Consider the following 23180-nt stretch of genomic DNA (forward strand, 5'->3'; position numbering starts at 1 on the left):
TGGCATGTCACGTATAAGGAAGAGTGATTTTTATTATGGTAAATGTCTTTATTATCAATAGGTTTTTATCATTTGTGCTTGTCATTATACGACGCATATCATAAAAAAATGGTCAAGCGCAAGATGGGGTGTGGCAAGATAGTTTTATCGTAACTCCCTGATTTGAGGCGTGATGAGTCAACACAATGATATCCAGTTAAGGCGCCGTATTGAGCGTATTCTAGAGCGCCATCCTAACGCCTCGTCGTTGGCGGTTCGCCAGCGTTTGATAGTCGATGTCAAACCTGCTCACTTTTATCTCTACTTAATCCCTTTCTATGATCAGGACCGCATCGATGACAGTTCTGATATACAGCGTGAGCTTGATAAAATGATGGCTATGCATCTAGGGTTGAGTGTCATAGCGAGAACCCTGTCAACAAAGCCCTATAATTATCGTCAGATAGAGCGGGCGTTACTTAAGTTGACGTTAAACTTTAATCACACAGAACAAGCCCTGCTTTGTAAAATCGTGCATTTTGGGCATGATATGACGAAAGACGAGCATCATAAGTCTAAGATGGTTATGCACTTGCAAAAGCTTGGGCACCGCTTACCCGACATTTTTCTGATCTTACGGCAAAGTACCAGAGTTGAAATTATTGACCGTTAATCTTTAAATTATCAGTCAGTTGTGCAGTATTTGCGAGTGCCTCAGCAATGTCGCGATATCAATGATATTGGTGCTTGCGAAGGGTTCATTGGATTTTGCACAATGACTTGTGCGGCTTTTCGAGCTGTGGGTTAAAGTGAGCGCATTGAGTACAGCTATAGGGACGTACAAGGATGTGAGAAGCCGCCTATAACAATATTATGTTGGTGTATGCCTACCTGCAGAATGCAAGACAACTATTTTTGAGACTCACGAAACACGACGAATAAGGCAATAACAGACCCCTCGATATTCATTCGTAACTTGCCATTTTCCTTGTCGTGCCTGTGAAGCTGTCTGATACTTCGATGCGCTTCATTTCGATGTTCATGGTTGGTTCGAGTTTTTTAAGGCGCGCTATGTCACTGGCGATGCGCTTACAGCCTAAAAACAGAATGCCATCGAGTGGTGTTATGACCTCTCCAGCCTTGAGGCAATCAACGAGAGAAGTGCCTGATAGTGGTGTTTTTATCCCATCAACGTAGCGGGTTGCCACAAACTCATTCGTATAGATGATTTCTCTTGGCAACATTTGTTCGCTTTTGGCGTAAATCATCCCGCTTTGTTTACCATTAATGATGCGATGTTCTTTATACACTCGGGTTTCTTCACCGATGATAGCTATGGCTTGTGGTGCACGGGTGATAAGTAAGCGAAAAGGCAGGTCTTCACTTGTGATGTAATCGACAAGGTTAAACGCTAATCTTGCTCTCGCGACCTCTCCGAGTGGTTTGTCACGACAGATTTGTAGAGCCTGATCCCACTGACTGGTCAGTCGAGCGCTTTCTTTATCGCTTTTAACTTTAACTTGCTGAATATCATAGTGAATTTTCGTTGCCATAGTTGACTTAGCCTTCCGTTTTTTCGTCGAATTCCAACTTAACATTATGTTTTTATAACACATTAAAACACTTATCCACAAAAATTGGGCGTAACCTGTGTGAAAATAAGTCAAGCTTAATATTCGATTTGCAACCGTCTGCATAAAGGCGTAATCTGATGGTAATTTAACCGTATTGAGTCAAAAGAGGCTGAAATGTTAGCATTCCTGAAAAAATGGCGTCAGGCATACCGAGATGAGAAAGGTGATCGTCTACATGCAGAAGCACTGAGTTACAAATCAGTGTCGTGTGATGGCCATCATAGTTCATTAAGTCAACACTTAGGGGCGTTTTTATCGGCGTCAGCAATCGCAACGGAAGAAGTAATGGAAGAAGAACGTTTGATGGAAGAAGAGCGCTATTACTAATACTTAAGTAAATAGCGCTATATTCATTTATTTATTCAAAACTTTGCCTGTATATCCTCGTAGCGTTTTTGTTCCTTCTTGTGTTGCTTGACTTATCTTGGTCATAGCACTATCCATCGACACCCCATTCACGCGATAACTGGCGTAACCCAGTACCCCAAACCATATCGCGGGCACTACCACGTAAAACGTGATCATCACAAACGCTAATATCGAATCATCCATGCTGTTGATCGTGCCGGTTATCGGATTAAAGTTGTCATGCATGGAATACACCGCCTCCAACAGCTTACTGTCCAGACTTCGACACAACTCCCACCAAAACGTCAAGAACAACAACCCTGTATAAGAGAGTGACAACGACATCAGCGTCATCATCGAATAGTTGCTGACCGTTAAGACAATCGGACTCGCAATCACCACCACAATGAGCAGCAAAGACTGCAGCATCGGCATCGCTTCTCGCACAATGAAGTAAGCGGGACCGGTGAAGATATGACCAATTTGTAATCCTGCCCAGCCAGCCGCGCTATTCCATACTTCTCTGACTTGGTGATCGAGGGACTTATCAAGCACCTGGCCATAGCCACGAACAATGCGTCCACTGGTCGATTGATTTTCAACACTCAACACGCGCTGAACCAGCATGTTCGCCTTATCGGCCGGTGTGACTTCAGAGCCCATGATTTTTGAGAAGAAGCCATCATAGTCCAACACGTCATGAATCAATTCAGGGTTGGTGTCTTCAATGTGATTGAACAAGCGCCACAACAAGCCGGCGCGTTGGCCATCACTGCGACCGCCTTGAGTACTGTCCCACCATTCATCACACATTGGGTACGCCGCGCTGGTATCAACCGCTGTTCGGCGATACTTCTGTTGCACCGGGTCGTCTCGCTCTGCGTTATACGGGAAGTTGAATACGATGTTTTCAGCTTGTAAGCCATTATAGGTGGTCTCTGGCGCGGCCAAATTATAGCCAAGGAAGTATGACCCCCCAATCCAATTTGCATTATCAAAGTCGTTTTGAGTGACTCGCTCTTTACGCGCGGCCGCCTTCATCATCAGGCGCGCTCGCGTATAACACTGCTCGTAGAAGTCTTGGGTTTCCTGCCTGAGTTGCTCACTCTTAATGTCAATTTGAGAGAGTTTTAGCATGCTGCGCTCGACATCGTAGTGACACGGTACTGAGGAGACCGCCGCGTTGGTCAGGCCTTGCGAAATACTGTGCCAGAGCACCCACCATATCGGGGCATGAACTAATTCCCCATTTAACGAGCTTTGGTCACTGTGGGTTGCGCCGCTGCTGATACCCACGCCGCACGATTCACTGGCATTTTGGTCCATGACGAGCGTGTTGACGTTAACCGGGTACAAGGGTATCACTGCAAAAAAGCACACTAATCCGGCCAACATCAGTTTGACCTCGGTGCGGTTCATGCTCAGTAGGCCTTTGTTGCCCTCGTCTTCGCCCTCTTGAGCGACATCAAACCACACTTGGAACACAATGACGGCCAACATAAAGACAATCAGTCCGGTTTGATTCAATATCATGAAGATTTTGCCGGAGATTTGCCAGCTGGTCAGCGTCAGTAAGACGGAAAGCGGATCGTTGACTACCATGAGAAGGCTCCTAAATCGACGTATTGGGTGAGTAAGATGAGTTCGTTGAGCATGAGGGCAAGCGCGATACCAAAGGCGTAGCGCTTAGCGCGCCACAGCGCGAGGCCGTAGATGACTATGCGCAGTGCGACCATATACCAGGCGTATGCGCTGCTTGATAGCGTGTCCCCGTCCAGTGAAAAAGCCAGTGCGCTGGCGACGAGCAAGCACAAAAGCAGTGTGATGACGTGGCGACTTCGGCGCCACCGGTTTTGAGGTCGGGCTGTTGAGGTGTTCATATATTATTCTCCATCCTTGTCATAAGAGTTGTCATATCGGTCTTTGTCTAAAAAGACCGAGTCGGATTTGGGTGTTTGCGGGATAACTTGTGGTCTTTGGTAGCGGTAGTCATCCACCACCGCTTGGGCGGTGCGGGTGCCTATTTGTTGTCTGACCTCGGCTTCGTAGCGCAGCATGTCAATCTCGCGCTCAAGGCGAGCAATTGAGTTGTCGATGTCTTTTTGCGCCGTGGCGTGCTGAGCAATATTGACTTCGTACTTGCCCGTCAGCAGCGCGCGGCGGGCGTACAGGGCTTTTTCAATCGCTTGAGAGAGTGCGAGCTCACTGGCAATGCGCGATACGGTGTTGTTGTCCACTTCTCGCTCGGTAAGTGCTTCTATCAGCGTTTTGGGAAAGTGCTCGGTCTCTTTGCTCTCTGCGATGGCGCCTCGAAGCTCACTTTCTAACGTGGTGCTCACTTCCGTTACCTCTTGAGACAGGCCAATCCCTGGCGTGGCCTCGGTTCGGCTTTTGTCCATGCCGGTTTGTACCGACTGGCTACCAATCACTTGAGACACCCACTCACTCATTGTCTCTTCACTGTCCCAATAGCGATAAAGGCCTTGGTGGCTTTCTTTTTGCGATTCATCAGACAATAAGGTGAAGCCGGCGCGCGTCGCATCCGTGGTGGCGTTGATGGCCGGTTGGTTGCGACCGCCGTATTTGGCGCCGCCCACCCAGGTCACCCCAGAATCGCCCATATCGTCTTGCACTTCTTGTTTGGCTCTGACGGCGTCGCCACTTTTTACGGCGTTGGTCCACGCCTGGGCACGGGCAAGTGTGGCGTAAGCCTTATCGGTGTTCATTTCGCCCATGGTATCGACCATGGCCTCACACGAACTGCTGGCGTCATCAAAATCGAATTTGCCTTGCAGTACGCCGTTGGTCATCAAATCGTAAAGCCCAGGGTCTTTTTTCTGCAGGTAGTAGCCTGGCAGGCTCAGTACCGCCGAGGTGGCATTGGTGAGCATATCGCCCATCATGTCCTGAAAGCCTTCCGTGACACCGTTGAGCTGATTTTCAACAGTGACCGATGGGTCTAACATCCCGCACTGCAGGTTCATGTCCCAACCGACGCCAAGGGCGGTGGGGCTGATGCGCTCTTGTCTGGCGGGCAGTGCGATGACCGGCCCGCCGCCTAAGGTGTAGTGAAGAACACTGTCGTTGTCTGCTTTAAGGTTCACGTTCGTGCCTATCGAACTGTGCGCGCTGGCGCTCATCAATAGGGGGAGCAGTAATGCCGCTTTGAGCGGCCAAGTCTTGGTCATCATTATTCTCCAAAGTGGGCAATCAGCGTGCTACCACGACGCTGGCAGCCTTTGTATAGGCGCCACGCCGCCCAGACGTACTGGTCGTCTGAGGCGATGTGCGGCGCGTAAGGGTCGTAAGGCGTGAAGCTGTCATCGAACTGTGGCCAAACAGACGCATCGGTTTGCGCTATCGGCGACAGCATTTGCCAAGCGGTCTCTTCGTTATTGGGTTTAACGGGACCCGGTGGCCAAAAGCCTGGGTGCGGCGTTGGAACGAAAGGTTGATACACACGGCCTTCGCCCATTCGGGTCACCACATGCAGCGCGCGAAAGGCGGTCAGCGCAGCGGCTTTAAACGAATGGCGCTGCAAGACAAAGCCGCCACGCGGATAGACATCCCCAAAATTACTGAGCGTATCGGTCAGTGGGTTCCACGTTTGAGTGGACAGCATGTCTGGCAGGTTGTAGCGCCAACCGAGCGGATCAAGGCTTGATAAATAATGCGGCATGAGCGGCATCGCTTGACTTGAGAGTGAGTAACCAAAACTTGCGAGCAGTGAGAAAATCGTCTGCCCGCCTGGGTGGCCGATGACGTCGCTGTTGTAAAAACGCATCGAGGTGTTATCTAGGCCTTGCACGCTGCGACGCGCGCTGTGGCCGCCGTTCTCTGAATAGGCATTGTCTGGTGACATCCAAGCGGTGTCTTGCCAAGGCGCCTCACCGGTTTCGGGGTAGCTCATCACCACAAAATCGGGCAAACGGTGTTTGACCTTAATTGAGGTGTCGGTGGAGCATCCCGCCGGGGTGCAGGTCATCCACACGCACGCCCCAATCACTTCGTAATCCAGGCACTCCGGGCAGGCTGCGCTGGCGATGACCTCGGCGGTGGTGACCTCCTGACTTATGGCAGAGGTCGCGCACAGACATGAGCCTAGAATGCTCAAACCTAGCCCTCGCTTGAGTGATTTGTGTATGAGTAAGGTGAGGCTCATCTTATTCCTCTCCCAGATAGTCAAGCCGGGCTTGTTCGATGTCTTTGGCCTTGAGCAGCGCCGCATCGAGCTCACTGATGCCGTGCAAGTCCATGAGGGTTTGGCGTTTTCTTTTCGCTGGACCATCGGTTTCACCCAGTGCCAGGTAGAGCGCAGGCGGGACAATGCAAAAGCGCTGCATTAGTGTGTTGTCCATCCCGGTGATGACGCCTTCTTTGTACTTGTGCTTTTCCGATTGCATCGAGCGAATGAGATTTTTCTCGGCCTCGGAGAGTTTTTTAAACGATTCAAGGTGACTGAGTTCGTCCTCTGGCATGTTGAGCATCACCCACCACTCAGCGTTGTTGAGCATCTTGCGGGCAATGGCCGGAAAATCGGCCAAATCTTGCGTCGCCAACCAAAACCACGCACTGAGTTTTCGCCACATCTTGACGATTTTGACGGCGTAAGGCGCGAGTAGCTCATTGGTGACAATCAGGTGCGCTTCATCGGTTAGGGTGACAATGTCACGCCCTGAGTATTGGTCACGCTCAGCAATCCCGTTGATGCGGTTAATCAAAGAGATGTACGCGGCGGCCATTTGCGCTTCATACCCGGTTTTTGCGTAGAGGCCTAGGTCAATGATGGTCACATCCGCTTCGGGCCAGTGCTCGGCTTCTTGGTTGAAGATTTGCCCTTCTAGACCATCGCAGAAAAAGGCCATCGCTTCGCTCATTAGGCGTGCGCGTGCTTGGCGGGGCTCAGGTCTATTAGGATCTTGACTAAAACGCTCTAGCGCGTCTTTGATGTGCTCTGGGCGCACTTGCTCGCCCGTGGGATGGCAATGCTCTGCGGCTTCTTTAATTGCATCACGCACCATCGACGAGTCGGCGCGGCGATAATCGTCCATCTCGCGCAGCTCACCCCCGGTGATCATCAGCCGTGCCATGATTTCCAGCTCGCCTAAGATGTCCCGCGCTTCATCGTCTGGCGAATCGCTGTCATTAAGATGTTCAATGTCCAACGCTTTCTCGTCACTGACGTGAGGCACGGCTTGGCCGACCAAGTGTTTGGCATCGGCAAACGGCGCCATAAGGCCTTTAGAATGAGCTCTCACCTGAACGCGGTTGACCGATAGCCCCAAACGTTCACAGTACTGTCCCAGCAACCCAAAACTGTTGCCGGCTTCGATGATGAACAGCCTTGGGCGATGAATCGCCAGCAGGCGTAAACACATGCCCACTAAGGTCGCGGATTTGCCTGAGCCAGAGGGCCCAAATAGATTGAGGTGCGCATTAGAGAGTTGGTCTCTCAGCGGATCGACGCCGAAGAGCTCTCCGCCTCGGTTGAAAAATTGGAAAGCTTCACTACCGGTGCCGGTTGCGCGGCCAAACAAAGGAGAGAGCGAGAGCATATCTTCCAGCCACACCCAGCCGCAGTACCACAGTTTGTCGTCGTGCTCAGGATGGTAGTTCATCGGCAGCCAGCGAAGGTAACTGTCCAGTGGGGACTCTTGGTCGCTGTTTTTGACAAAGCGCAGCGACAGATCGCGATTGTTGAATATTGCGCGCAGCGACTCTGTGCGGCCTTCTATTTCACTGACGCTCTCCCCTTGCACGTAGAACGCCAGTTGACCGCGCCACAGTGGATGCTTTTCAACTAGGGTGGTAAAGCTGTCGCAGGTATCTCGAATGACTTCTAATTCCGTTTCTTCCCCCACCGCCGCTTCTCGAACGGTGCGAAGGCGCGCTCTGGCCTGCGCCTTACTTTGCGCGACTAAGGTCATGGCCATCATGGTGCCGGTGGGCAACTCATCGAACAGGACGTGTTGTGGGCGCTTTTCGCCTTTGTCGATGGCTTCATCCCCGATGACCTCCCCAAATACGGCGCCCGCTAAAAAGGTCTCATTGTCCCAATTGTCGAGCTCCATCACGCGCGTGGCGATGGGTTTCTCCCCCTCAAACCACCATAAGCCGTTTTCAACGTCTGAGCGCACCCCGCTTCTTAGCAGTCGCTCGGAGAAATCTTGGTCAATAAAGCTGCGTGGCGGGCGATAACGCAGGGTTTCGCCCGCAATGCCAGAGGGATTAAAAAAGGGGCTGAGCCAAGCGTGGATACTCTCGCCTGAGCTGGCCTTGATGCCCACCCCTAAATCTTTGAATGTGCTCGGGGATAACAGGCGGCGCCTAAGACTCTTTAAGGTGCGAAGGTTGGTTTTTTGCAGCGCTTCACTGGCGTCTTCGGGGAGCCAGCGATAAATGGCGAGACGAACCTGGCGCTCGCGGGCGCGCCATGGGCGACCGTCCACCGCAAAGATACCTTGCTCTCGTCCTATTAGGTCGAAATGGCGGCGGTCTTCATCGAGCACGGCGCGGGTGAATGCATCATCGACGCGCGCACTGTTGAGTAACGTCTCGTGCGCATCGTCAAATCGGTCGACATCACGGGCAAACAACTGCACCACCCATGGATTGTCTTCGTCAATCAAGGCGGTGAGGGTGTGGGCGACACTTGAGACCACCCGCTCAAGCTGCGCTTGTGTTTTGTCTTCCGTAACCAGCGGCGTAATGTCAAAAAACAGACCCATCGAACGACCGTCTTCCAGTTGCACCAGACCTTTATCGCTGATTTCAATCCAAGGCAGTTTGGCCGCAAACGACGGCGGTACGCTGTAATCGATGGCTGGGGCTTCCAACTCTTTGCCTTCGGTAAAAAAGTGGGTGATGGCATGACGCATTTTTTTCAACATTACCAACGCTCCTTGGGCAGATTAGCCGGACTGTCCTGGGGCGCGGCGTAATGCACGCGCTCATACAAGGGAAAGACGGTGCTGTATCCAGGCACCGGCAGCGCGCCCGATTGATGCGGCAGAACATAGAGCACCACATCGGGATTGGGCAGTCTTGGAAAAACGTTGGTCGCTTCACGCCAGCTGTCTCGGGTGTAGTCGCTTTGGCGCTGCGCCAATGTCGTCATATCAAGAGGCACGCGCAGCTCGCCTTGCGTTTGGCTAAGCGCATCACCGCCTTGCCCCACGCCTTGCCCCACACCTTGACCGCCGCCCGACATTTGGTTTTGCCACACTTGCTCGGAGTTGGTTTGAGGGTTCGGTAAAGTGTCGTCTTGCGACGTTGAGCAGCCCAGTAATCCGAGCAGGCTCAATGCGCTGATAAGGTTACGGTAATTCATACGTCGCTCCTTGGGTTTGAGTGTCGTAACGCACGCGAACGGGTATCGCTGGGGCGCGCAGTGTCACGGGTTTTCGAAGGTGAATACTGGCCTTAGTACCGGGCGGGGTGTACACCACATCAAAGCTTGAGCCCATGCGCGCCTCAATAAACTCTGAAACGGTGCCCGTGAAGGCGGCGGCTGATTCTGCTGCAGCGTTTTTCGCCGCATTGCCCGTCAAGGCTGAGGTACTGGTTGAGCCATCGACCGAAATGGTCTGTTGTGAAATCGCCACCGCATTGGCCGCTGCCGAGGCCGCGTCAAGCAATCCTTTGGTGGTGAGGTATTCAGGTGCATTCGAGATGCGCTCCCCGGTTAGGCATGGGTTGCCGTTGGGGTCGGCCAAAAAACCTAAGTCAGTGGTTTTAATTGATGAGCCATCGAAACCCGAATCCACGGCTTCCTCGCCTTCTGGGTAAGAGAGTATCGAGCCATCGGCGCGAATAAAGTCGATGGATTCGACCACACCGCGCACACAAGACAAACTCCAGTCGCCGGTGACCGTGCCCGTCACGATAGCCCCTTGCACATCCGGCAGGGTAAACCCACTCGCCATCAGGTTCTTACGCCCTAGAATCATCGAAAACGGATAAGGGTCGGTGACTTGGCCGTTCAAGGGAATGCGCCCCATCAGTGCGGTCATGCTGACTGCATCGGCCAGCATAGTGCCGCGATGTAGGGTGTACACTGGCATTCCGTCTTGTTGATTGGCATCAAATCGACCGGTTTGGCTGGTAAACGCGTCATCTGCTGCGCCCAGTGCGTTTTTGACCGCTTGGGTGGCAGGGGTTACCCAGTTGCCTTTTTTGTCTTGAGTTGCATCCAGCGGCTCGGTCCAAACCCAGTCGTCTTGAGTGGCCCCCTTACCGGATGGGTGATAGCCGCCCGGCGCCGTGCCCACGGCCAGTCCCTGTCGTCCTGAATCAATGCCAAGGTCGTCATAAGAGACGTCTATCACCTCACGCACTGGGGCTTGACGCACCTTGAGGTGGTCTCGGCTTTGACTGACTTTCTCTTCAATCGTACTTAATGATGAGTTGAGCCTTTGAGTGAGCTGACTTAATTGGGTTTCAAGGGCTTTCACCTGCTCACTGTTTTGGGTTTGTTGATGTTCAACCTGAAGCTGCGTTTGCTTTAACGCGTCCGAGAGGGCTTTTTTTTCGGCTTCACTTTTTGAGTACGCGGCATTGAGCGTTCGAATGGTGTCGGTTGGGCTGTCATCAAACGCCTGCAGCACTTGAGCCTGGGTTTGTGACGTCGTCACGCTGACCGGAGTCGTGTCTTCGGTGGGCTCAACATTAGCTTCGATGTCTGACGGCTTTAATACTGCAATGACCAGTATGGCGATAAAGCCGGTCGCGCCGATAAGCGCCGCCAGTCGTATGACGGGGTTTCCTTTATTTAACATCACTGCTCCCCTCCATGGCTAAGTGAATGGCTAGGCAGCAGGTGCCCAGCCAATGGCCCTAGCGTGACAATAAACGCCGTCGCTTGAGCTGTGGGTGAGCCTGCAGGCCCGATTTCAGGATGGGAAAAACTGACCGCGCAGCGCAGTGCAAAGCAGCGAGGGCTGAGGGTGACAAGTCGTGGGTCGAGGGTTTCACGCTTTGATGCCTTATTGTTTAGGCTGACGGCCGTCACCACCTGCTCGCCCAATTGCCAAGCCGCAATGGGTCTGGCGCTTACTCGCCACTGACTGAACGCGCTCAGGCTAATGTCATGAGGCAGTCCCATCGGCGCTCGCACCACACCGGGCAAAGGCTCAATGGCGTGCGATGGACTGTAAAGACTTTGCATGGCATAGCGCACCAACAGGGCTTGCGGTGCCATCTTCAAATGTGAACGATGTGACTCGCTGCTTCGCTGGGTCGAGGAACCACTCAAGGCGCCATTCTGGCGGTCATTGCCCTCTTCCTTACTGCCTGGCAATACAATGTCAACCTGCGGCGGGGTGACCACGCCCGCTTTGGCGCTGACATCGAGCATTAAGCGCAGTCCATCACTCAGGCGCATCACTTGAAGGCGAGTTGAATCAAAAGGCTCGGTGGCTGTGAGGTAAATTCGCCCTGCCAGCGAGGCTACGGACAGGTAAGGTGTTAAGTGCGCCGGTTGCGCGACGCGCACGTCGCTGCCTAATGCCAAAATGGTCTCTTGCCCTGGCGTGAGCACCACTTGCAGCGGGACGCCCTGCCACTCCATGGCGCGAGGCGTACTGGCATGAGCATTGGTATGAGTCATCAGACTCAGCAGCAGTATCAACCACAGTTCCCCATGTCTTTTCATCAGCGTTCGCATCATTGCTCTTTCTCCTGTGCTTCATTGAATTGAATTTCTCTTGCTGGGCCATCAAAACAATCAATGGCGAGCTTCCAAGGGTTGCGCTCAGCGTCAATGTCGTAACGCACAATGCGCAGTGGCCAGCGAATGAAGTTATGTTTGACTAAGGTGCCATCCACGTACTCTTTGAGTTCTAAATCGGCTTGTACTGTCCAACTATCACGGCTGTGCGTGGTGACGCGCCAATCTGAAAAGCCGTAACCGGGAATAGGCGCTAGACTGCGCTCTCGCCCCGACAACTCCCCTGTGCGCCGTTTGTTTTGAAAGTCTTGTGTTAAGACCTTTTTGCAGCTGGGCGTCAGGTAATCGGTGTAACGATGCAGGTTCTCGCTGTATTGCTGATTGCCATCGCTGGGCCATCGGTTAATCAGTCCAAATAGATTGACGGCAAAGTCATACACATTGGGCTTAGGCACCTCCCACCACGGACGTGATGAGCCTGAGCTTAAGTCCGGCGGCGTATGCACCGTGATGTCTTGCCCGGCTTGATACCAGCCCCATGTGGTGACCAGTGCGAGGGCGCTCATCATAACGAGCGCGCTGCGTAGCGACCGGATGTGACTGTCTCGCCCCGCCAATGAGGCGCGAAATCGACTTTTCGGTGGTTGACTCATGTTTTCTCCTTATCAGCCGATGCGTTTGCAGGCAAAGCGGCGCGCATCAACGTGATAGCGCTCTGGGTGAAACCAGCGCTCAAAGCGTTTGCTGGCGTAATGTTGGCAATGGTGTGTTTTGATGCGACTGAGCTTTCGCATGAGGCTTTTGGGCAGTGCAAAAGCGCCAAGCGCCCCGAGCAGTAAAGCGGTAAACAAAATGAGCGGTGCGCCAAACGCCCAGTACAATGCCAACCCCAGCAATCCCGTGAGGCTCATGCACACAAGGACCAGCAGTCCCATCTCACCCATCGACAGACCTTTGTAAAACGGCGGCATGACGTTTAAGGTTGAAGCGCTGTGCATTACACGCCCTCCAAAATATCAAGGCCGTAGTTGAGCCCCCATACCGACAGCAGCAAAAGCACGGCGCCAATCACGCCGTCACTGAGCAGGTCTTTTTTGGTGGCTTGTTTCTCTTTGATTTTGCTGAATACATCCCAGATGTGACCCAGGAAATAGACAAAGCAGAAGGCAATAAAAATGCCACCCCCGTAAAGCAAGATGTCGTAGGCATAGGCGTAAATGAGCTCTAAGATGTTGTCACTGCCGCCCTGAGACGGGGTATTGTTGGTGGGGATGTCCGCCATCGCGCTCAGGCTATGCAGCCAGGCGGCAAAAAAAAGAAAAAACGCTCGAAGTTGGATCATGTTGCGACTCCGTAATATAAAAACCATTGAAGGATGAGAAAGATAAACACGGCGCGAAAGACCAAGCGGCGAAACACCTCTTTGGTCACTTTTTTGTTTTTCATGCCGCGAAAGCCGCTCCAGAGCACCCACAGCATCCAGAGCATCAGCAAGGCGCTGGTGAGGCCCGCTAACACCAATGCCAACGTATTGGCCTCAAACCCGGCGCCATGCTCGAAGGCTAAAAGGGGGTCATTCATGAGGCGCCTGCGAAAGGTAGTCGCCGCCCAGTGGGGTGACAGGCTTTGGCGCGCTGCGCTCAGGGCGTAAATAGGCATCGATGCCCGCTTGAAGGGTGCGGATATCAAGGCGCAGTGCATCGTAATCAAACTGACGTGCGGCGCGATAATCGGCTTCGCGCTCAGCGCGCGTGATGAGGTAGTCGAGGGTGTTGAGCTGTGAAGAGACTAAAGCCAGCTCTCGTTGCTCGGTATCGACGTCGGCATACAGGTTAGGACTGAGCACGCTCAGACAGAATAAAAGTGGCCATTTCACGGTGTTGACTCCTAATTAGAAAGACGTCAACACGCTAGCAAAAAAGCCATTGGAAAATCTCAATTAGAATTGTCAAAATAAAGTATTTCTAATCGAGATTATTTGATTTAATTAGGGTATAATTCCAAAAGTTCTTATCTATTCCTCTGCGTGATACTTCGTTCTTATAAATACTTCTTATAGCTTGCCACACTGGTGCGAACCAGTAGTCCTGTCATGCCTGCTGCAGGCAACAACACTAAGGTCGGTGATAAAGGCCAAATCCCAGGAATGAACAACCATAAGTAACCGGCCCCGATCATGGTCATAGAGACGGCTCGGCGCGCGTAGTAATGAGTGGTTTCGGTTTCACGCCCGACAAAGGCGGTGCGCCGCTGACGAGAGACCAGTCCATCAAAAGCCCCGAGAAAGCTGGCCAGTAAGAACAAAGGCCAACTTAAAAAAAGCAGCGCGACGCGAACAAACAGCGCAAGGGTGACATACACCACGCCGTGCCAATACACGTTCGCAAAAGCCAATGCCCCATCAAACTCAATGCTGAGCAGTATCTCGATGCGTTGACTCAGCGCATTCACCAGTCCCATCACCTTTGCCGCCAGATGCGGCTGATCGCTTTGCAGCAAGGTGATGTGCTCAACTAACACGGTTTTGGCGTGTTGCCCCGTCACTTGTCCCCAAAAAGGCGCAAACCACTCGATGAGTATCAACAGCGCCCATATCCAGAAAAGATGCCCCAATGCCACAAAAGGCAGGCCATACCAAGGCGTCGGCTCTTCGCGCTTTACGGGTGGGTTCGGTGTTTTTTCTGCCACAGGGTCTCCTGGGTTTTATTGCACTTCATTAAGAGGTGCCTTTGATTCATCTTCATCGAGCGCAAGGTAGGCATTATTCATCCAGCTGTTGAACTGCTCGGTGTCGTGCAGCCAGTCGTGCGTACTTTTGACCGATTGACTTTTTTGGAGCATCCCATCGACTAAGGCTTGGATATCCTCTGGCAGTTCGAGGTCGCCTTCATTGCCTGGCAATGGAAAGCGAAGCTTCCAAATCTTGGCGCCTTCGAGCTCAGCGTAGGCTTGGCCAATGGGTAAGTTGGTGATGTCGTTATCGCTGACCAGTAGCACCTCTTTGTTTTGCAGGGTGTCTTTATTGCTTGAATGAAACCCGGTCTGACTGCCGGGCGCATCACTGGCGCCCGTATCGGGCACAATGTCTTTGATGGTCACGGTTGCCATGCGGGAGGTGAGGATTTGCGCGGTCTTTTGCTCGCGAACCCGAAGGCATATCAAGCTGTTGAAGTTACCTTTGGTTTGCGCCGCTTTTGCAGGCGAGCCTAGGCGCGCTTCAATATCGGATTCGGTTTGCGTGTAGGCGGTGACGACAAATTTAGCCCCGCGCGCTTTGTTGAGGATAGGAATGAACTCATCACCAATCAGCTCATTAAATTCATCCGCGTGTATCATGATGTTGCGAGGCTTGACCTTGGTAAAGCCCGGCGCGTTACCAAACTTATAAATCTCCCCCGCTAGCGAACATAAGTCGGCAAACATTGAGTTACCGAACGCAGCAGCCACCGTGGTATCAGAGAGCGCATCCAGCCCCACGTACACCACGCCCCCTTGCATGATGACCTCGCGCCAATCGATGATGGGCCGCTCATCACCAGGCGTATGCACCGGTGAGATAATTTCAGCGGTCTTACCGGTGCCGAGCTTTTCGAGCAAGGGCAGTAAGGAGGCCACAATTTTATCAAAGTAGGTTTTGTCGTATTGGATGGCGCTTCTCAGTCCGGCCAGTACATCGTCTGCAGCGGGGTGCGCGCCAAAATACATTTCAAGGGCGACCACGCGAGCGCTGCGCCCCTGCAGATGACGCGGGGTGTTTTTTTCGTTGACGTTACTTTCAAGCGCGGTCACCAATTCCGCTGCTTTGGGGTGATAAGAGGGCAGCTTTTTCACGCAGTAATCGACATACAGCTCATCAATGGCGGTCACGTAACGTTGAATGGCCGCCATATCGGGCTTTTTGCCGAGCGCGTCCAGCGCCCTTGCGATGATATTGACAAATCGCCACGCAAACTGTTTGAACGCGGCACTGTTGCCGCCGCCGTCGAGCTGGCCAGAAACGCGGGTCGCGACTTCCGTAATACGACCAAAGCGCCCTACCGGTGAGTAGCGTCCACTTTGGTCCGAATACCCTAAGTGCAAGATATAAAACTCATCGAGGCGCCCCGCTCGCAGGCACTCGATGTACATGCGAAGCAGCATGTCGGCGTCCCCTTTAGGGTCAAACATCAACACCACATCGCCACGGCGGATATCTTGCGTCACCAAGAGTTCAGCGAGGCGCGTTTTACCGACCCCTGTGGTGCCAAGCACTAAGGTGTGCCCCGCTCTTGCGCTGCTCGGCAATAAACAATCGACCTCTTCATCAAGGCCGATGCCGTGCATTCGAGAGTCGCCCCCCACCGGGGGTAAAGGTTTCACCGGGTTGATGGCACTAAGAAAGGTGTTAATGATACCCCAGCCTTTACCAGCCCTGGCTATCACACGTTTCCCAGACCAAAAGCGCTCTATCCATTTTCCTTCGTACTTGGCTTCCATGGTGCGCGCAAAGCGATAAAGTTTAGACGGTGTGACGTAGCGCTCTGCCCAGATTTGACGTGTATCATAAAGGCGTTGAGCATGGCGAGGCAGGACTAGAAAGCCTTTCCCGAGAAAGAGTTTATTTTGATACACCGGCATGTCATCGGAGTTCATCGCCCAATAGGGCATGCGAAGTAATCGCTTGCGATACCCGAGCACGGAAAGCCCTTGCTTAAGGCGAATCAGCGCGCACAAGCCAAGGCAAAAACCGAGCGGGTGCGCGAAAACAGGGGCCAGCATGAACACTTGCGGGGCGATGACCACCACGATAGCGGCCATGCTAAACATGGCCGCGCTCAGCAGCTCATCAGCAGGGCGAAGCAGACCTTCGGCGTAACCACTCATTGCAGGGTCTCATCGTCTAACGTCATCCCCCACTCTCGCTGCCAGGCGCAGCGCTCTTCGAGGATTTCAATGCGGCGCTTGACTTGATGCGTCACTTTGTCTTTATTACTTCTCTTTTTAGCTGGCGGTAGCTCAAGACTCTTTGGAGGTAAGCAGCGCTGGGCAAAGGGGTTATCACTGTTAATGCTCATCACCTTCTCCTTGAGATTTTAATAACATCATCAAAGCGTGCTCTGGGCTCACGTTGTGCATCTGGCTTTGCTGGGCGAGCGCCAGAATCACCGGCGCTAGTGCCTTACTCTCTAGCACTTGATGGGTGGTTTTAATCGCGTGTTGAATATCCGAATAAGATAAAGCGTGCGTAGGCATAAGCGCTGTCCTCATTAAAAGTCGTGAATATGATTATTGTTTGAGCTCACCGCGCTCGATGAGTGCCGGGTAGTGGCGAAGGCCAAAAGCGGCGGCAAAGTCACGGCCTGCCACGGGGTAAAGCGTTAAGTTATAGCGTTTGAATCGCTGCCACCCCGCCTTCGTCTGCACATTGACGACCATCCCCATGGCGCCAATGCTCGCTAGATAGTCCCGCTTAGCACTGAGCCAGTGATGGGATAAAGCGTCATCCCCAACGATAAACAAAGGCGTGCTCACGCTTTGTTTGAGCGTGCGTCGTTCCACCTTGCCAGGGGTTAACTGCGGCGTACTCACCGGCACCATGCCTTGCAATAAATCCGCGGCCGATAAGGCGTGACTACTGAGCAGAAAGAGTAGAGTGATGAGTGTTAATCGGCGATTCATGACGAGGGACTCCATTGTTGTAAGTGACGGGCAAAGGTGGCTTCATAGCGCCGAGCCGGCTCGCCCCCGCCTGGCCTGTGAAAATATCCGGCCGCTTTTACCCAACTGCCGTGTTTACGCATGCCTTCGTTGAGTAAGACAGCGGCGTGATTGAGATTCACCGTAGGGTCGAAGACCTCACACGGGCGGTTAAAGTGGTCTTTTTGCCAGCGCCAATTTTGCTGCGTGAGGCCAATATCCACCATCTGTGTGTATTTCAAAAAGCCATGCAGCGCCTGGCAAGCTTCAGGGTATGTCGCGTAGAAATAGGATTGACCTTTGACATTGAGCGTCCAAGGCCAAGGGCGAATTGCGCCGCTTTGCAGTTGGGTTTTGCTTTCGCCGAGCGCCAAGGAATATAGGACGCTCGCGGGAATTCCGTGCTGAGCGGCGACCTTCTGATACAGCGGCGGAATAGCCGCCTGAGCGCTGAAACACCACAGGCTTATGATTAAGGCAACGCCACGACCGACCATTGGCCTTCCCCTTGCTCTGAAATGGCCACGGGCACAGGTTTGCCTTTAGCCAGGGTCATCCATAAGGCGCGCGTGTCGTGATTTAACGTTATCCACTGTTTCTCGACATCACCGTGGCGCACCCCGGCGACCGAGGCCCACGCTTGCAACGCTTTGTCATCACCTCCGAGCATGTATACATCCACGGCCACACCATGAGAGCGCCATTGCTTAAGTGCATCGACGCAGGTGTCGCACTTGGCGCGAACAAACAGGGCGACGCGCTCTGGCAATCGTGGGCCTATTGGTTTTAAGTTGGGATAGAGCCGCGCCCACGCGGCGCGATACGCCACTTCCAGCGCTAACAATCCCTCGGTTCGCTCTTTATCAAACGCAACCAAACGCTCAGCCAAACGCGCACGTTCAGTATCACTGCGCGCAAACTGAGCTAAGACTTCTAGGGGGCTTGCCTCTTGCATGTCATAGGTGAGTGGGCTTTGCATTAATTGCTCATAGCGCGTCCAGTCCGCTTGACTTAACTGCCAATATTGAGCGTCTTTCGAGACGCTCAGCGAGCGGGATTGGTTACGTTCAATGTTGGTTTGTGAGGCCTGATTGCGCTCAAGCTCTGTTGCCCCTACCCAGAAAATTGGCAGTAAGGTGCACATTGCCCATAAAATGAAAACCTTCATCTTCATCCTTATCCCTCCCCGACCGTTAACGTTGTACTTTGGCCTTTGTAGAGCGTCTCGATATGTTGGTCATTAACGGCGGTGATTTTCCAACCGAGATAATGTTGACCTGCTTGAAGGGCGGATAACTCTGCCAGTGTGCTGGCACCAGGTTTACCGACTATCGCCAGTTGGGTATGGCCCCGCGTTTGCACATCAAATAAAACAAAAGGCGCCGTAATGGTCGGCGTCTTTACGGTGGGCTTAACGACAGGTTTGGCACGCACAGGCGCCGGTTTTGCAGTGGGCTGACGAGAAAGGCGTTGAAGTTTTGTCTCCAATACTTCTAGTTTTTTGCTGTCTAAGCCCAATTCATCTAAGCGAGCACCTTGATTGGATTGTGTGTTGATGAGCTCGGTAATTTCACCCTGTTGCTCATCGAGGCGCTGGGTTAACCCATCAAGCGTGAATTGCAATGAGTTCAGCGCCTCAATGCGCGCTTGACGCTCCTTGTCGCGGCTTTCATTCATCGCCAACACCAAACTTTGATGCAGTGTGTCCAATCGTGAGTCAAAGCTCTCCTGTTGAACCGGTGAGAAAACCTGCTGATAGGCGAACAGGCAAGCGGCGCTTAATATTAGGCTCCACAGGCTAAACAGTAGCCCTCTAAGTAACGTTTTGAGAGTGAATTTCACACCTCGCTCCTACGGTTGTCAGTGATGGGACGACCGTAGCAAAAACACCTTAGAAAAATCTCGATTAGAATTACCAAAATAAAGAAATTCTAATTGAGATTATTTAAATAAAATATGCTACCCTGCGCGGCTTTTAAAATATACAGAACACCTATCTTCTATTATGCTCGCCCTTTTCTGGTAAACTCTTGTTTTAATTGAACAGATAAATGACTGTATGAGCCGAAACCTGAAACACTATCAAGCCCTTGATGCACTCGCGACCCACGCGCTGCTCGCCCTCTATTGCACCATGAGCAAGCAAGGTGGGTTCTGGACAGTGAAAAGAAGAAATGAACGACTCGTGAAATTCATCAAACCAAAAGTCAAACAGCCTCAGTTTTCAACGTGTAAACCTGAAATCAAAACCATGCTCAGCATTGGCCGCAACCCCATCGGCAACCTTGAGCAAAAGTTATGGGATGTGAACCGACTGAACCTTGAGTACCAGGCTAAATTTTCACAGGCGGATGAACTCTACATCATGTTGAGTGGTCTATTTGAACAGCATCAATTCCCCTCGATGCTGGAAGACATAGAAAAAGGCCTTGAAGTGGACACGCTCTATATGAAAGAGAAAGGCATTGAGAATGGGTTTGATGAAGACAATAACCAAATCAAGCCGCTAGCGATGACGGTGAAAACTCATCGATTAAAAGCGCTTATTGAAGCGGTGCAAGCTAACGGCATTTATCGCGTGGAAGTCGACCATGTGGATGAACATGAAGTGATTCATCTTTTGTTGCATCGAAAGGGGTAAGCGTTGTGGGTTGAGACCGACTAGGGCTTAGTTTTGCCTTGGGTGTATTGGTGCGGGACCAAATGTCCGTCTTTTACCTTAATCGAAAGCTTGTTCATTTTACAGCGAACTCCAAAAGCCGCGCAGTTAAGTAAATCCTCAAGGGATTGTGCTTTTTCAATACGTAATTTGGGTTTACGCATGAATCGTTTGAGATTGGCATTCATTAAGCTTGGTTTCGTGATTGGCATCATTAACTGTGGTTTATTCGAGGGTGATGCATAATATACGGTGTCAGACTCATAAGCATCAAATCCCTGTAAAGGTGCTCGCTAAAACCTCTTCCATATTCGCTAAAATTTCTAATACAATGAATCCAGAAGTAATGAATGTCAGGGTATAAAGAGGAAGAACTTGTGTCTTAGCGAGCGAAGCTACTCTGTATCATCCGATTTTTGAAAAGGCCCTTATGAAAATCGCCTTCTTGTAAGGACTCTATGCCGTCCTACGGTCTGCGCCCTACCTGCACAGCAATCAGAAAAGAAAATACTTCGCACTTCCTTTCCTGACCGCTCGATATTGTTTAATAACGTAGGGTAGAGCTCGACGACGAAACTTGATTGATTAACTCAACTTCAATCGCGGTAAGGATTTGTTCCATCAGTGTCTTTTTGATATCAACATGCTCTGAGCGCTCTTTAGACAATTCAGCCATGATATTAGGCATGGATCCATCAACCAGTACGACCTTTCCTATCACGCCGAAGTTATCGTGTAAAAACACCATGCAATGTCCACGATGATCATAGCTGACTCTAGCATTGACTCCATCGGGAAGGACATCCTTGGTGAGTTGAGGAAGTTGAGTGATAAAGGTGTTTTGTTGTCGGTTCCCCAACGATTCAAGCCCTTGAAGGTTCATTCCCGTACGACCGATAGAGCTGATCACGGCTTGGGGGCCTAGATACTCCCCAGAGTTAATCTCAATCGTTCGCCTGTCCATCACATCCATCAGCAACTTAGCAATCTCATGAGCATCAGAGAAAAGGTTCTTTTTCTCTTCCAGAATGAAATGTCGGCCCAGCCCTGGCGATAGCATCACTTCAAAGTCACCATCCACCAATAGATTACCGTCCATGATGGTTTCCCCGCAACATTGGTCTTTATAGCGCAAGAGAGTTTCAGAGCAGGCGTGTACGATAGGTTTGAGTTTTAGCTCGGTCTCCGGGTATAAATCCTCCGCAATCGACTCATTCATGACAAAATTGATCCCTCTACGATGAAGAACAAACCGAAAAAGAAACAGGGAAATGTCATGACCAGCCAAGTTTTTCATATTGATATCACCTCTTTAGACACCATCGACTCTAGGCAACGTTAAATGTATTCGACATTGCCTTGATAAATAGGAATGCATAAGAATAGTTTCACGCTTGATGTGTTTGTAATAACACAATACCAGAAACGCTAGCGGTGAACGCCAATAAGAATGATAAGAAGCCTCGATACTCACAGGGAGTGGCTTTAATTGTTCAATGTTAAAGAATGAGCCGTGCTTACTCAGTAAAGGTGACGTCAGTACTAATGATTGACCACTGTATTTTGGGAGCAGTTCAATCAACAGTTCGAGCTCTTGGTATGTATCTCTTGTAAAAGGATAGATCGCCGTTGAAAGGTGAACATGGTATTGGTTTTTCTTTAAGGACGGGGTTAGCTTGAGTAAGGTGAGTTCATTCAAAGCGATCCTTACACTGTACCCAAAACCTATCCACGCAGTGAAAAGAAGAACACCGCCATGGAGGAATAAGGGGAGATGAAGCGGCATCAACCAAACAGTGACGACCATTAAAATGACGACACCTTTGATCCCCCTAATCAAATTTACCTTTGCGGAAGGGGCATGAGAGAAGGTCAATAATCTATGTAGGAAAATGAAAAGTAAGAGTGTGTTGACAAAAAGTATCACAAGATTATCCAATAAGGTTCATTTTGACGGCAATAAGCCCCGCTTGTTGGGGCAAGATGAAGCCGACAATTGAACAAAGTGAAAGCGTCAGGCTTTTGCATCCCACCGCGCCCCCTCGTGGTACAACAAATACCCTCGATGATGCGTTTTTCTTAATAGCCGTAGGCTTGACGGTACGTGGTGCGTATCACGCGTCAATCATTACCATCGAGCATTTCCAATATAACAGGGTCGTTAATTTTGTAATCCATATCAGACCTATCTCTTTCTTAAACGCCCGAAGACAGCTAATCCAAGTAGAGAGAAAACGCCGAGAGAGCCACCGCTGCCGCCAGAACTTGGTGTCGTTGTTGGAGGAGGTACGGGAGTCGGTGTCACAGGGTTGATATCAATCACTTCATTGGTGGTTAAATGCAGTTGACCAGAGCCGGTCACATCGAGCTCATACGTACAGGTATCGAAAGCATCAATCGCAGGCAAGGTTTGACATGTACCGCCAGTGATCGTTACATCACCAGAGCTTGTCGCAGAATCGACTACGCTATTTTGGTGTAAAGACTGAACTTTTACAGTCTGAGTGCCCGTTCCTTTGAGCACGGTAGGGTAATGCCAACTGTTGATTTTTTCTAGTAGGAAGTCTTTCGCGTAGTGAAGGTCTGTGCCGTATGATAATCGACTGTGGCTAAAGCTACGATTTATAGCTACAACGTTGTTTCCATGCATCCATATACCGCCGCTGTCGCCTTGAATTAGGTCGCCCGATATTGCGGTTGATTCAAAACCTGTCGATGCTAAAGAAGATAATTTACCTATAATAAGTTCAGCATACGCTAATGGGTTATACCCTCCAAAACCATACGCTTTAATAGAATCTCCAATAGCTACGGTCTGTGTGTTCAAATTGGCAAAATAATGAATATTTTGGGTCTCAGGTATTTGAGGTAGCGTCCATACAGATACATCGTATTGAGAACCAGAGCTTGAATACAAATAATTAGGGTGGTCATCCCGACGGCTCGCGTCCATCGCTACCCCGTTAGCAAACGTGATTCCTGTTAATTCGGTGCAATGCGCAGCGGTTAATATTTGATTCCCACCGACTACCATCCCTGTACAGTTGTTTTTTACCATGTCATCAAAATCATTTTGCCAGTCCACATTAGTGCCATTAGTAATAGCAAAAACGGGGCTAGATAAGAGAGATAGGGTAAGTGCGAGCGGTGTTTTTTTCATGACCACATTCCTTTTATTGGTAGGCTTTTATTATAACAATGTAACCCCTTAATTATC

The 23180-nt window shown here is 51.1% G+C and carries 27 protein-coding genes; 3 read left to right on the forward strand and 24 right to left on the reverse strand.

All coding sequences use genetic code 11. The annotated features are described in order from the left end of the window. Positions 1-172: 172 nt before the first annotated feature. Positions 173-652: a hypothetical protein gene (locus BCT81_RS17410; protein WP_102300507.1), complete on the forward strand. Its 480-nt coding sequence runs from the start codon at positions 173-175 to the stop codon at positions 650-652. A gap of 292 nt (positions 653-944) precedes the next feature. Here the strand turns inward: BCT81_RS17410 and BCT81_RS17415 are convergent, their stop codons facing one another. Then, on the reverse strand, positions 945-1532 hold the full coding sequence (locus BCT81_RS17415) for a hypothetical protein (protein WP_241906801.1): 588 nt from the start codon (positions 1530-1532) through the stop codon (positions 945-947). A gap of 195 nt (positions 1533-1727) precedes the next feature. Between BCT81_RS17415 and BCT81_RS17420 the strand changes: the two genes are divergently transcribed. Then, positions 1728-1940 (forward strand): hypothetical protein, encoded by a 213-nt coding sequence (locus BCT81_RS17420; protein WP_102300508.1) that lies wholly within the window; start codon positions 1728-1730, stop codon positions 1938-1940. A gap of 27 nt (positions 1941-1967) precedes the next feature. Here BCT81_RS17420 and BCT81_RS17425 read toward each other — a convergent pair whose 3' ends face one another. The 21 genes from BCT81_RS17425 to BCT81_RS17525 all read right to left on the reverse strand — a co-directional run bounded on the left by BCT81_RS17425 (position 1968) and on the right by BCT81_RS17525 (position 19146). Beyond that, entirely contained in the window at positions 1968-3494 is a 1527-nt protein-coding gene (locus tag BCT81_RS17425) for a conjugal transfer protein TraG N-terminal domain-containing protein (RefSeq protein WP_241908229.1), read from the reverse strand. 62 nt (positions 3495-3556) lie between these two features. Continuing rightward, a complete protein-coding gene (locus tag BCT81_RS17430; RefSeq protein ID WP_102425263.1) occupies positions 3557-3841 on the reverse strand; it encodes a hypothetical protein in 285 nt (94 codons plus the stop codon). 3 nt (positions 3842-3844) lie between these two features. Then, entirely contained in the window at positions 3845-5152 is a 1308-nt protein-coding gene (locus BCT81_RS17435; protein WP_102425264.1) for an integrating conjugative element protein, read from the reverse strand. After that, positions 5152-6123 (reverse strand): TIGR03756 family integrating conjugative element protein, encoded by a 972-nt coding sequence (locus BCT81_RS17440; RefSeq protein WP_102425265.1) that lies wholly within the window; start codon positions 6121-6123, stop codon positions 5152-5154. Before BCT81_RS17440 ends, BCT81_RS17435 begins: the two co-directional genes overlap by 1 nt. A 1-nt stretch (position 6124) precedes the next feature. Continuing rightward, positions 6125-8851, reverse strand: a complete 2727-nt coding sequence (locus tag BCT81_RS17445) for a conjugative transfer ATPase (protein ID WP_102425266.1) — start codon at positions 8849-8851, stop codon at positions 6125-6127. Then, positions 8851-9291, reverse strand: coding sequence for a TIGR03751 family conjugal transfer lipoprotein (locus BCT81_RS17450; RefSeq protein WP_102425267.1), 441 nt, complete (start codon positions 9289-9291; stop codon positions 8851-8853). The genes BCT81_RS17445 and BCT81_RS17450 overlap by 1 nt, the downstream gene beginning before the upstream one ends. After that, the gene (locus tag BCT81_RS17455) at positions 9278-10738 is read right to left on the reverse strand and encodes a TIGR03752 family integrating conjugative element protein (protein ID WP_102425268.1); all 1461 of its coding nucleotides are present in this window, start codon (positions 10736-10738) and stop codon (positions 9278-9280) included. The genes BCT81_RS17450 and BCT81_RS17455 overlap by 14 nt, the downstream gene beginning before the upstream one ends. After that, entirely contained in the window at positions 10738-11628 is an 891-nt protein-coding gene (locus BCT81_RS17460) for a TIGR03749 family integrating conjugative element protein (RefSeq protein ID WP_102425269.1), read from the reverse strand. Before BCT81_RS17460 ends, BCT81_RS17455 begins: the two co-directional genes overlap by 1 nt. Then, the gene (locus BCT81_RS17465; protein WP_102425270.1) at positions 11625-12281 is read right to left on the reverse strand and encodes a PFL_4703 family integrating conjugative element protein; all 657 of its coding nucleotides are present in this window, start codon (positions 12279-12281) and stop codon (positions 11625-11627) included. Before BCT81_RS17465 ends, BCT81_RS17460 begins: the two co-directional genes overlap by 4 nt. A gap of 12 nt (positions 12282-12293) precedes the next feature. Continuing rightward, the gene (locus BCT81_RS17470; protein WP_102425271.1) at positions 12294-12626 is read right to left on the reverse strand and encodes a DUF3487 family protein; all 333 of its coding nucleotides are present in this window, start codon (positions 12624-12626) and stop codon (positions 12294-12296) included. Next, positions 12626-12970, reverse strand: a complete 345-nt coding sequence (locus BCT81_RS17475; RefSeq protein ID WP_102425272.1) for a TIGR03745 family integrating conjugative element membrane protein — start codon at positions 12968-12970, stop codon at positions 12626-12628. The genes BCT81_RS17470 and BCT81_RS17475 overlap by 1 nt, the downstream gene beginning before the upstream one ends. Then, positions 12967-13209, reverse strand: a complete 243-nt coding sequence (locus BCT81_RS17480; protein ID WP_102425273.1) for a TIGR03758 family integrating conjugative element protein — start codon at positions 13207-13209, stop codon at positions 12967-12969. The genes BCT81_RS17475 and BCT81_RS17480 overlap by 4 nt, the downstream gene beginning before the upstream one ends. Then, positions 13202-13504: an RAQPRD family integrative conjugative element protein gene (locus tag BCT81_RS17485; RefSeq protein ID WP_102300518.1), complete on the reverse strand. Its 303-nt coding sequence runs from the start codon at positions 13502-13504 to the stop codon at positions 13202-13204. The genes BCT81_RS17480 and BCT81_RS17485 overlap by 8 nt, the downstream gene beginning before the upstream one ends. Positions 13505-13668: 164 nt before the next feature. Next, positions 13669-14316 (reverse strand): DUF4400 domain-containing protein, encoded by a 648-nt coding sequence (locus BCT81_RS17490; RefSeq protein ID WP_102425274.1) that lies wholly within the window; start codon positions 14314-14316, stop codon positions 13669-13671. A 15-nt stretch (positions 14317-14331) separates the two neighbouring features. Further along, positions 14332-16491, reverse strand: coding sequence for a type IV conjugative transfer system coupling protein TraD (traD, locus tag BCT81_RS17495; protein ID WP_102425275.1), 2160 nt, complete (start codon positions 16489-16491; stop codon positions 14332-14334). Further along, the gene (locus BCT81_RS17500) at positions 16488-16682 is read right to left on the reverse strand and encodes a hypothetical protein (RefSeq protein WP_102425276.1); all 195 of its coding nucleotides are present in this window, start codon (positions 16680-16682) and stop codon (positions 16488-16490) included. The genes traD and BCT81_RS17500 overlap by 4 nt, the downstream gene beginning before the upstream one ends. Further along, complete coding sequence (locus BCT81_RS17505) at positions 16672-16860, reverse strand: hypothetical protein (protein WP_102425277.1); 189 nt, start codon at positions 16858-16860, stop codon at positions 16672-16674. Before BCT81_RS17505 ends, BCT81_RS17500 begins: the two co-directional genes overlap by 11 nt. Positions 16861-16893: 33 nt before the next feature. Then, positions 16894-17286, reverse strand: a complete 393-nt coding sequence (locus BCT81_RS17510) for an integrating conjugative element protein (protein ID WP_102425278.1) — start codon at positions 17284-17286, stop codon at positions 16894-16896. Further along, positions 17283-17801, reverse strand: a complete 519-nt coding sequence (locus tag BCT81_RS17515) for a hypothetical protein (protein ID WP_102425279.1) — start codon at positions 17799-17801, stop codon at positions 17283-17285. Before BCT81_RS17515 ends, BCT81_RS17510 begins: the two co-directional genes overlap by 4 nt. Further along, positions 17777-18478, reverse strand: a complete 702-nt coding sequence (locus tag BCT81_RS17520; RefSeq protein ID WP_241908231.1) for a TIGR03759 family integrating conjugative element protein — start codon at positions 18476-18478, stop codon at positions 17777-17779. The genes BCT81_RS17515 and BCT81_RS17520 overlap by 25 nt, the downstream gene beginning before the upstream one ends. 2 nt (positions 18479-18480) lie before the next feature. Then, positions 18481-19146 carry a hypothetical protein gene (locus tag BCT81_RS17525; RefSeq protein WP_102425280.1) on the reverse strand — a complete coding sequence of 222 codons (666 nt, stop codon included), beginning with the start codon at positions 19144-19146 and terminating at the stop codon, positions 18481-18483. A 217-nt stretch (positions 19147-19363) separates the two neighbouring features. On the opposite strand from BCT81_RS17525, the gene BCT81_RS17530 reads away from it, so the two are divergent. After that, positions 19364-19945, forward strand: coding sequence for a DUF2913 family protein (locus BCT81_RS17530; protein WP_102425281.1), 582 nt, complete (start codon positions 19364-19366; stop codon positions 19943-19945). 562 nt (positions 19946-20507) lie between these two features. Here the strand turns inward: BCT81_RS17530 and BCT81_RS17540 are convergent. Together BCT81_RS17540 and BCT81_RS17550 are read right to left on the reverse strand one after the other, a co-directional pair. After that, positions 20508-21182 carry a hypothetical protein gene (locus tag BCT81_RS17540; protein WP_241908232.1) on the reverse strand — a complete coding sequence of 225 codons (675 nt, stop codon included), beginning with the start codon at positions 21180-21182 and terminating at the stop codon, positions 20508-20510. A 966-nt stretch (positions 21183-22148) separates the two neighbouring features. Further along, positions 22149-23123, reverse strand: coding sequence for a trypsin-like serine protease (locus BCT81_RS17550; RefSeq protein ID WP_102425283.1), 975 nt, complete (start codon positions 23121-23123; stop codon positions 22149-22151). Positions 23124-23180 lie beyond the last annotated feature (57 nt).

Source organism: Vibrio sp. 10N.261.52.A1 (genome assembly GCF_002876325.1).
In the GTDB taxonomy this organism is placed as follows: Bacteria; Pseudomonadota; Gammaproteobacteria; order Enterobacterales; family Vibrionaceae; genus Vibrio; species Vibrio chagasii.

Bases quoted from the DNA above. Each gene is read 5' to 3' on its own strand.
- BCT81_RS17415 (WP_241906801.1), bottom strand. From the start codon at position 1,532: ATGGCAACGAAAATTCACTATGATATTCAGCAAGTTAAAGTTAAAAGC.
- BCT81_RS17445 (WP_102425266.1), bottom strand. From the start codon at position 8,851: ATGTTGAAAAAAATGCGTCATGCCATCACCCACTTTTTTACCGAAGGC.
- BCT81_RS17520 (WP_241908231.1), bottom strand. From the start codon at position 18,478: ATGAAGATGAAGGTTTTCATTTTATGGGCAATGTGCACCTTACTGCCA.
- BCT81_RS17530 (WP_102425281.1), top strand. From the start codon at position 19,364: ATGAGCCGAAACCTGAAACACTATCAAGCCCTTGATGCACTCGCGACC.
- BCT81_RS17435 (WP_102425264.1), bottom strand. From the start codon at position 5,152: ATGATGACCAAGACTTGGCCGCTCAAAGCGGCATTACTGCTCCCCCTA.
- BCT81_RS17460 (WP_102425269.1), bottom strand. From the start codon at position 11,628: ATGATGCGAACGCTGATGAAAAGACATGGGGAACTGTGGTTGATACTG.
- BCT81_RS17540 (WP_241908232.1), bottom strand. From the start codon at position 21,182: ATGAATGAGTCGATTGCGGAGGATTTATACCCGGAGACCGAGCTAAAA.
- BCT81_RS17550 (WP_102425283.1), bottom strand. From the start codon at position 23,123: ATGAAAAAAACACCGCTCGCACTTACCCTATCTCTCTTATCTAGCCCC.
- BCT81_RS17500 (WP_102425276.1), bottom strand. From the start codon at position 16,682: ATGAGCATTAACAGTGATAACCCCTTTGCCCAGCGCTGCTTACCTCCA.
- BCT81_RS17470 (WP_102425271.1), bottom strand. From the start codon at position 12,626: ATGCACAGCGCTTCAACCTTAAACGTCATGCCGCCGTTTTACAAAGGT.
- BCT81_RS17410 (WP_102300507.1), top strand. From the start codon at position 173: ATGAGTCAACACAATGATATCCAGTTAAGGCGCCGTATTGAGCGTATT.
- BCT81_RS17455 (WP_102425268.1), bottom strand. From the start codon at position 10,738: ATGTTAAATAAAGGAAACCCCGTCATACGACTGGCGGCGCTTATCGGC.
- BCT81_RS17475 (WP_102425272.1), bottom strand. From the start codon at position 12,970: ATGATCCAACTTCGAGCGTTTTTTCTTTTTTTTGCCGCCTGGCTGCAT.
- BCT81_RS17510 (WP_102425278.1), bottom strand. From the start codon at position 17,286: ATGAATCGCCGATTAACACTCATCACTCTACTCTTTCTGCTCAGTAGT.
- BCT81_RS17450 (WP_102425267.1), bottom strand. From the start codon at position 9,291: ATGAATTACCGTAACCTTATCAGCGCATTGAGCCTGCTCGGATTACTG.
- BCT81_RS17515 (WP_102425279.1), bottom strand. From the start codon at position 17,801: ATGGTCGGTCGTGGCGTTGCCTTAATCATAAGCCTGTGGTGTTTCAGC.
- BCT81_RS17465 (WP_102425270.1), bottom strand. From the start codon at position 12,281: ATGAGTCAACCACCGAAAAGTCGATTTCGCGCCTCATTGGCGGGGCGA.
- BCT81_RS17480 (WP_102425273.1), bottom strand. From the start codon at position 13,209: ATGAATGACCCCCTTTTAGCCTTCGAGCATGGCGCCGGGTTTGAGGCC.
- BCT81_RS17430 (WP_102425263.1), bottom strand. From the start codon at position 3,841: ATGAACACCTCAACAGCCCGACCTCAAAACCGGTGGCGCCGAAGTCGC.
- BCT81_RS17425 (WP_241908229.1), bottom strand. From the start codon at position 3,494: ATGATATTGAATCAAACCGGACTGATTGTCTTTATGTTGGCCGTCATT.
- BCT81_RS17440 (WP_102425265.1), bottom strand. From the start codon at position 6,123: ATGAGCCTCACCTTACTCATACACAAATCACTCAAGCGAGGGCTAGGT.
- BCT81_RS17505 (WP_102425277.1), bottom strand. From the start codon at position 16,860: ATGCCTACGCACGCTTTATCTTATTCGGATATTCAACACGCGATTAAA.
- traD (WP_102425275.1), bottom strand. From the start codon at position 16,491: ATGAGTGGTTACGCCGAAGGTCTGCTTCGCCCTGCTGATGAGCTGCTG.
- BCT81_RS17420 (WP_102300508.1), top strand. From the start codon at position 1,728: ATGTTAGCATTCCTGAAAAAATGGCGTCAGGCATACCGAGATGAGAAA.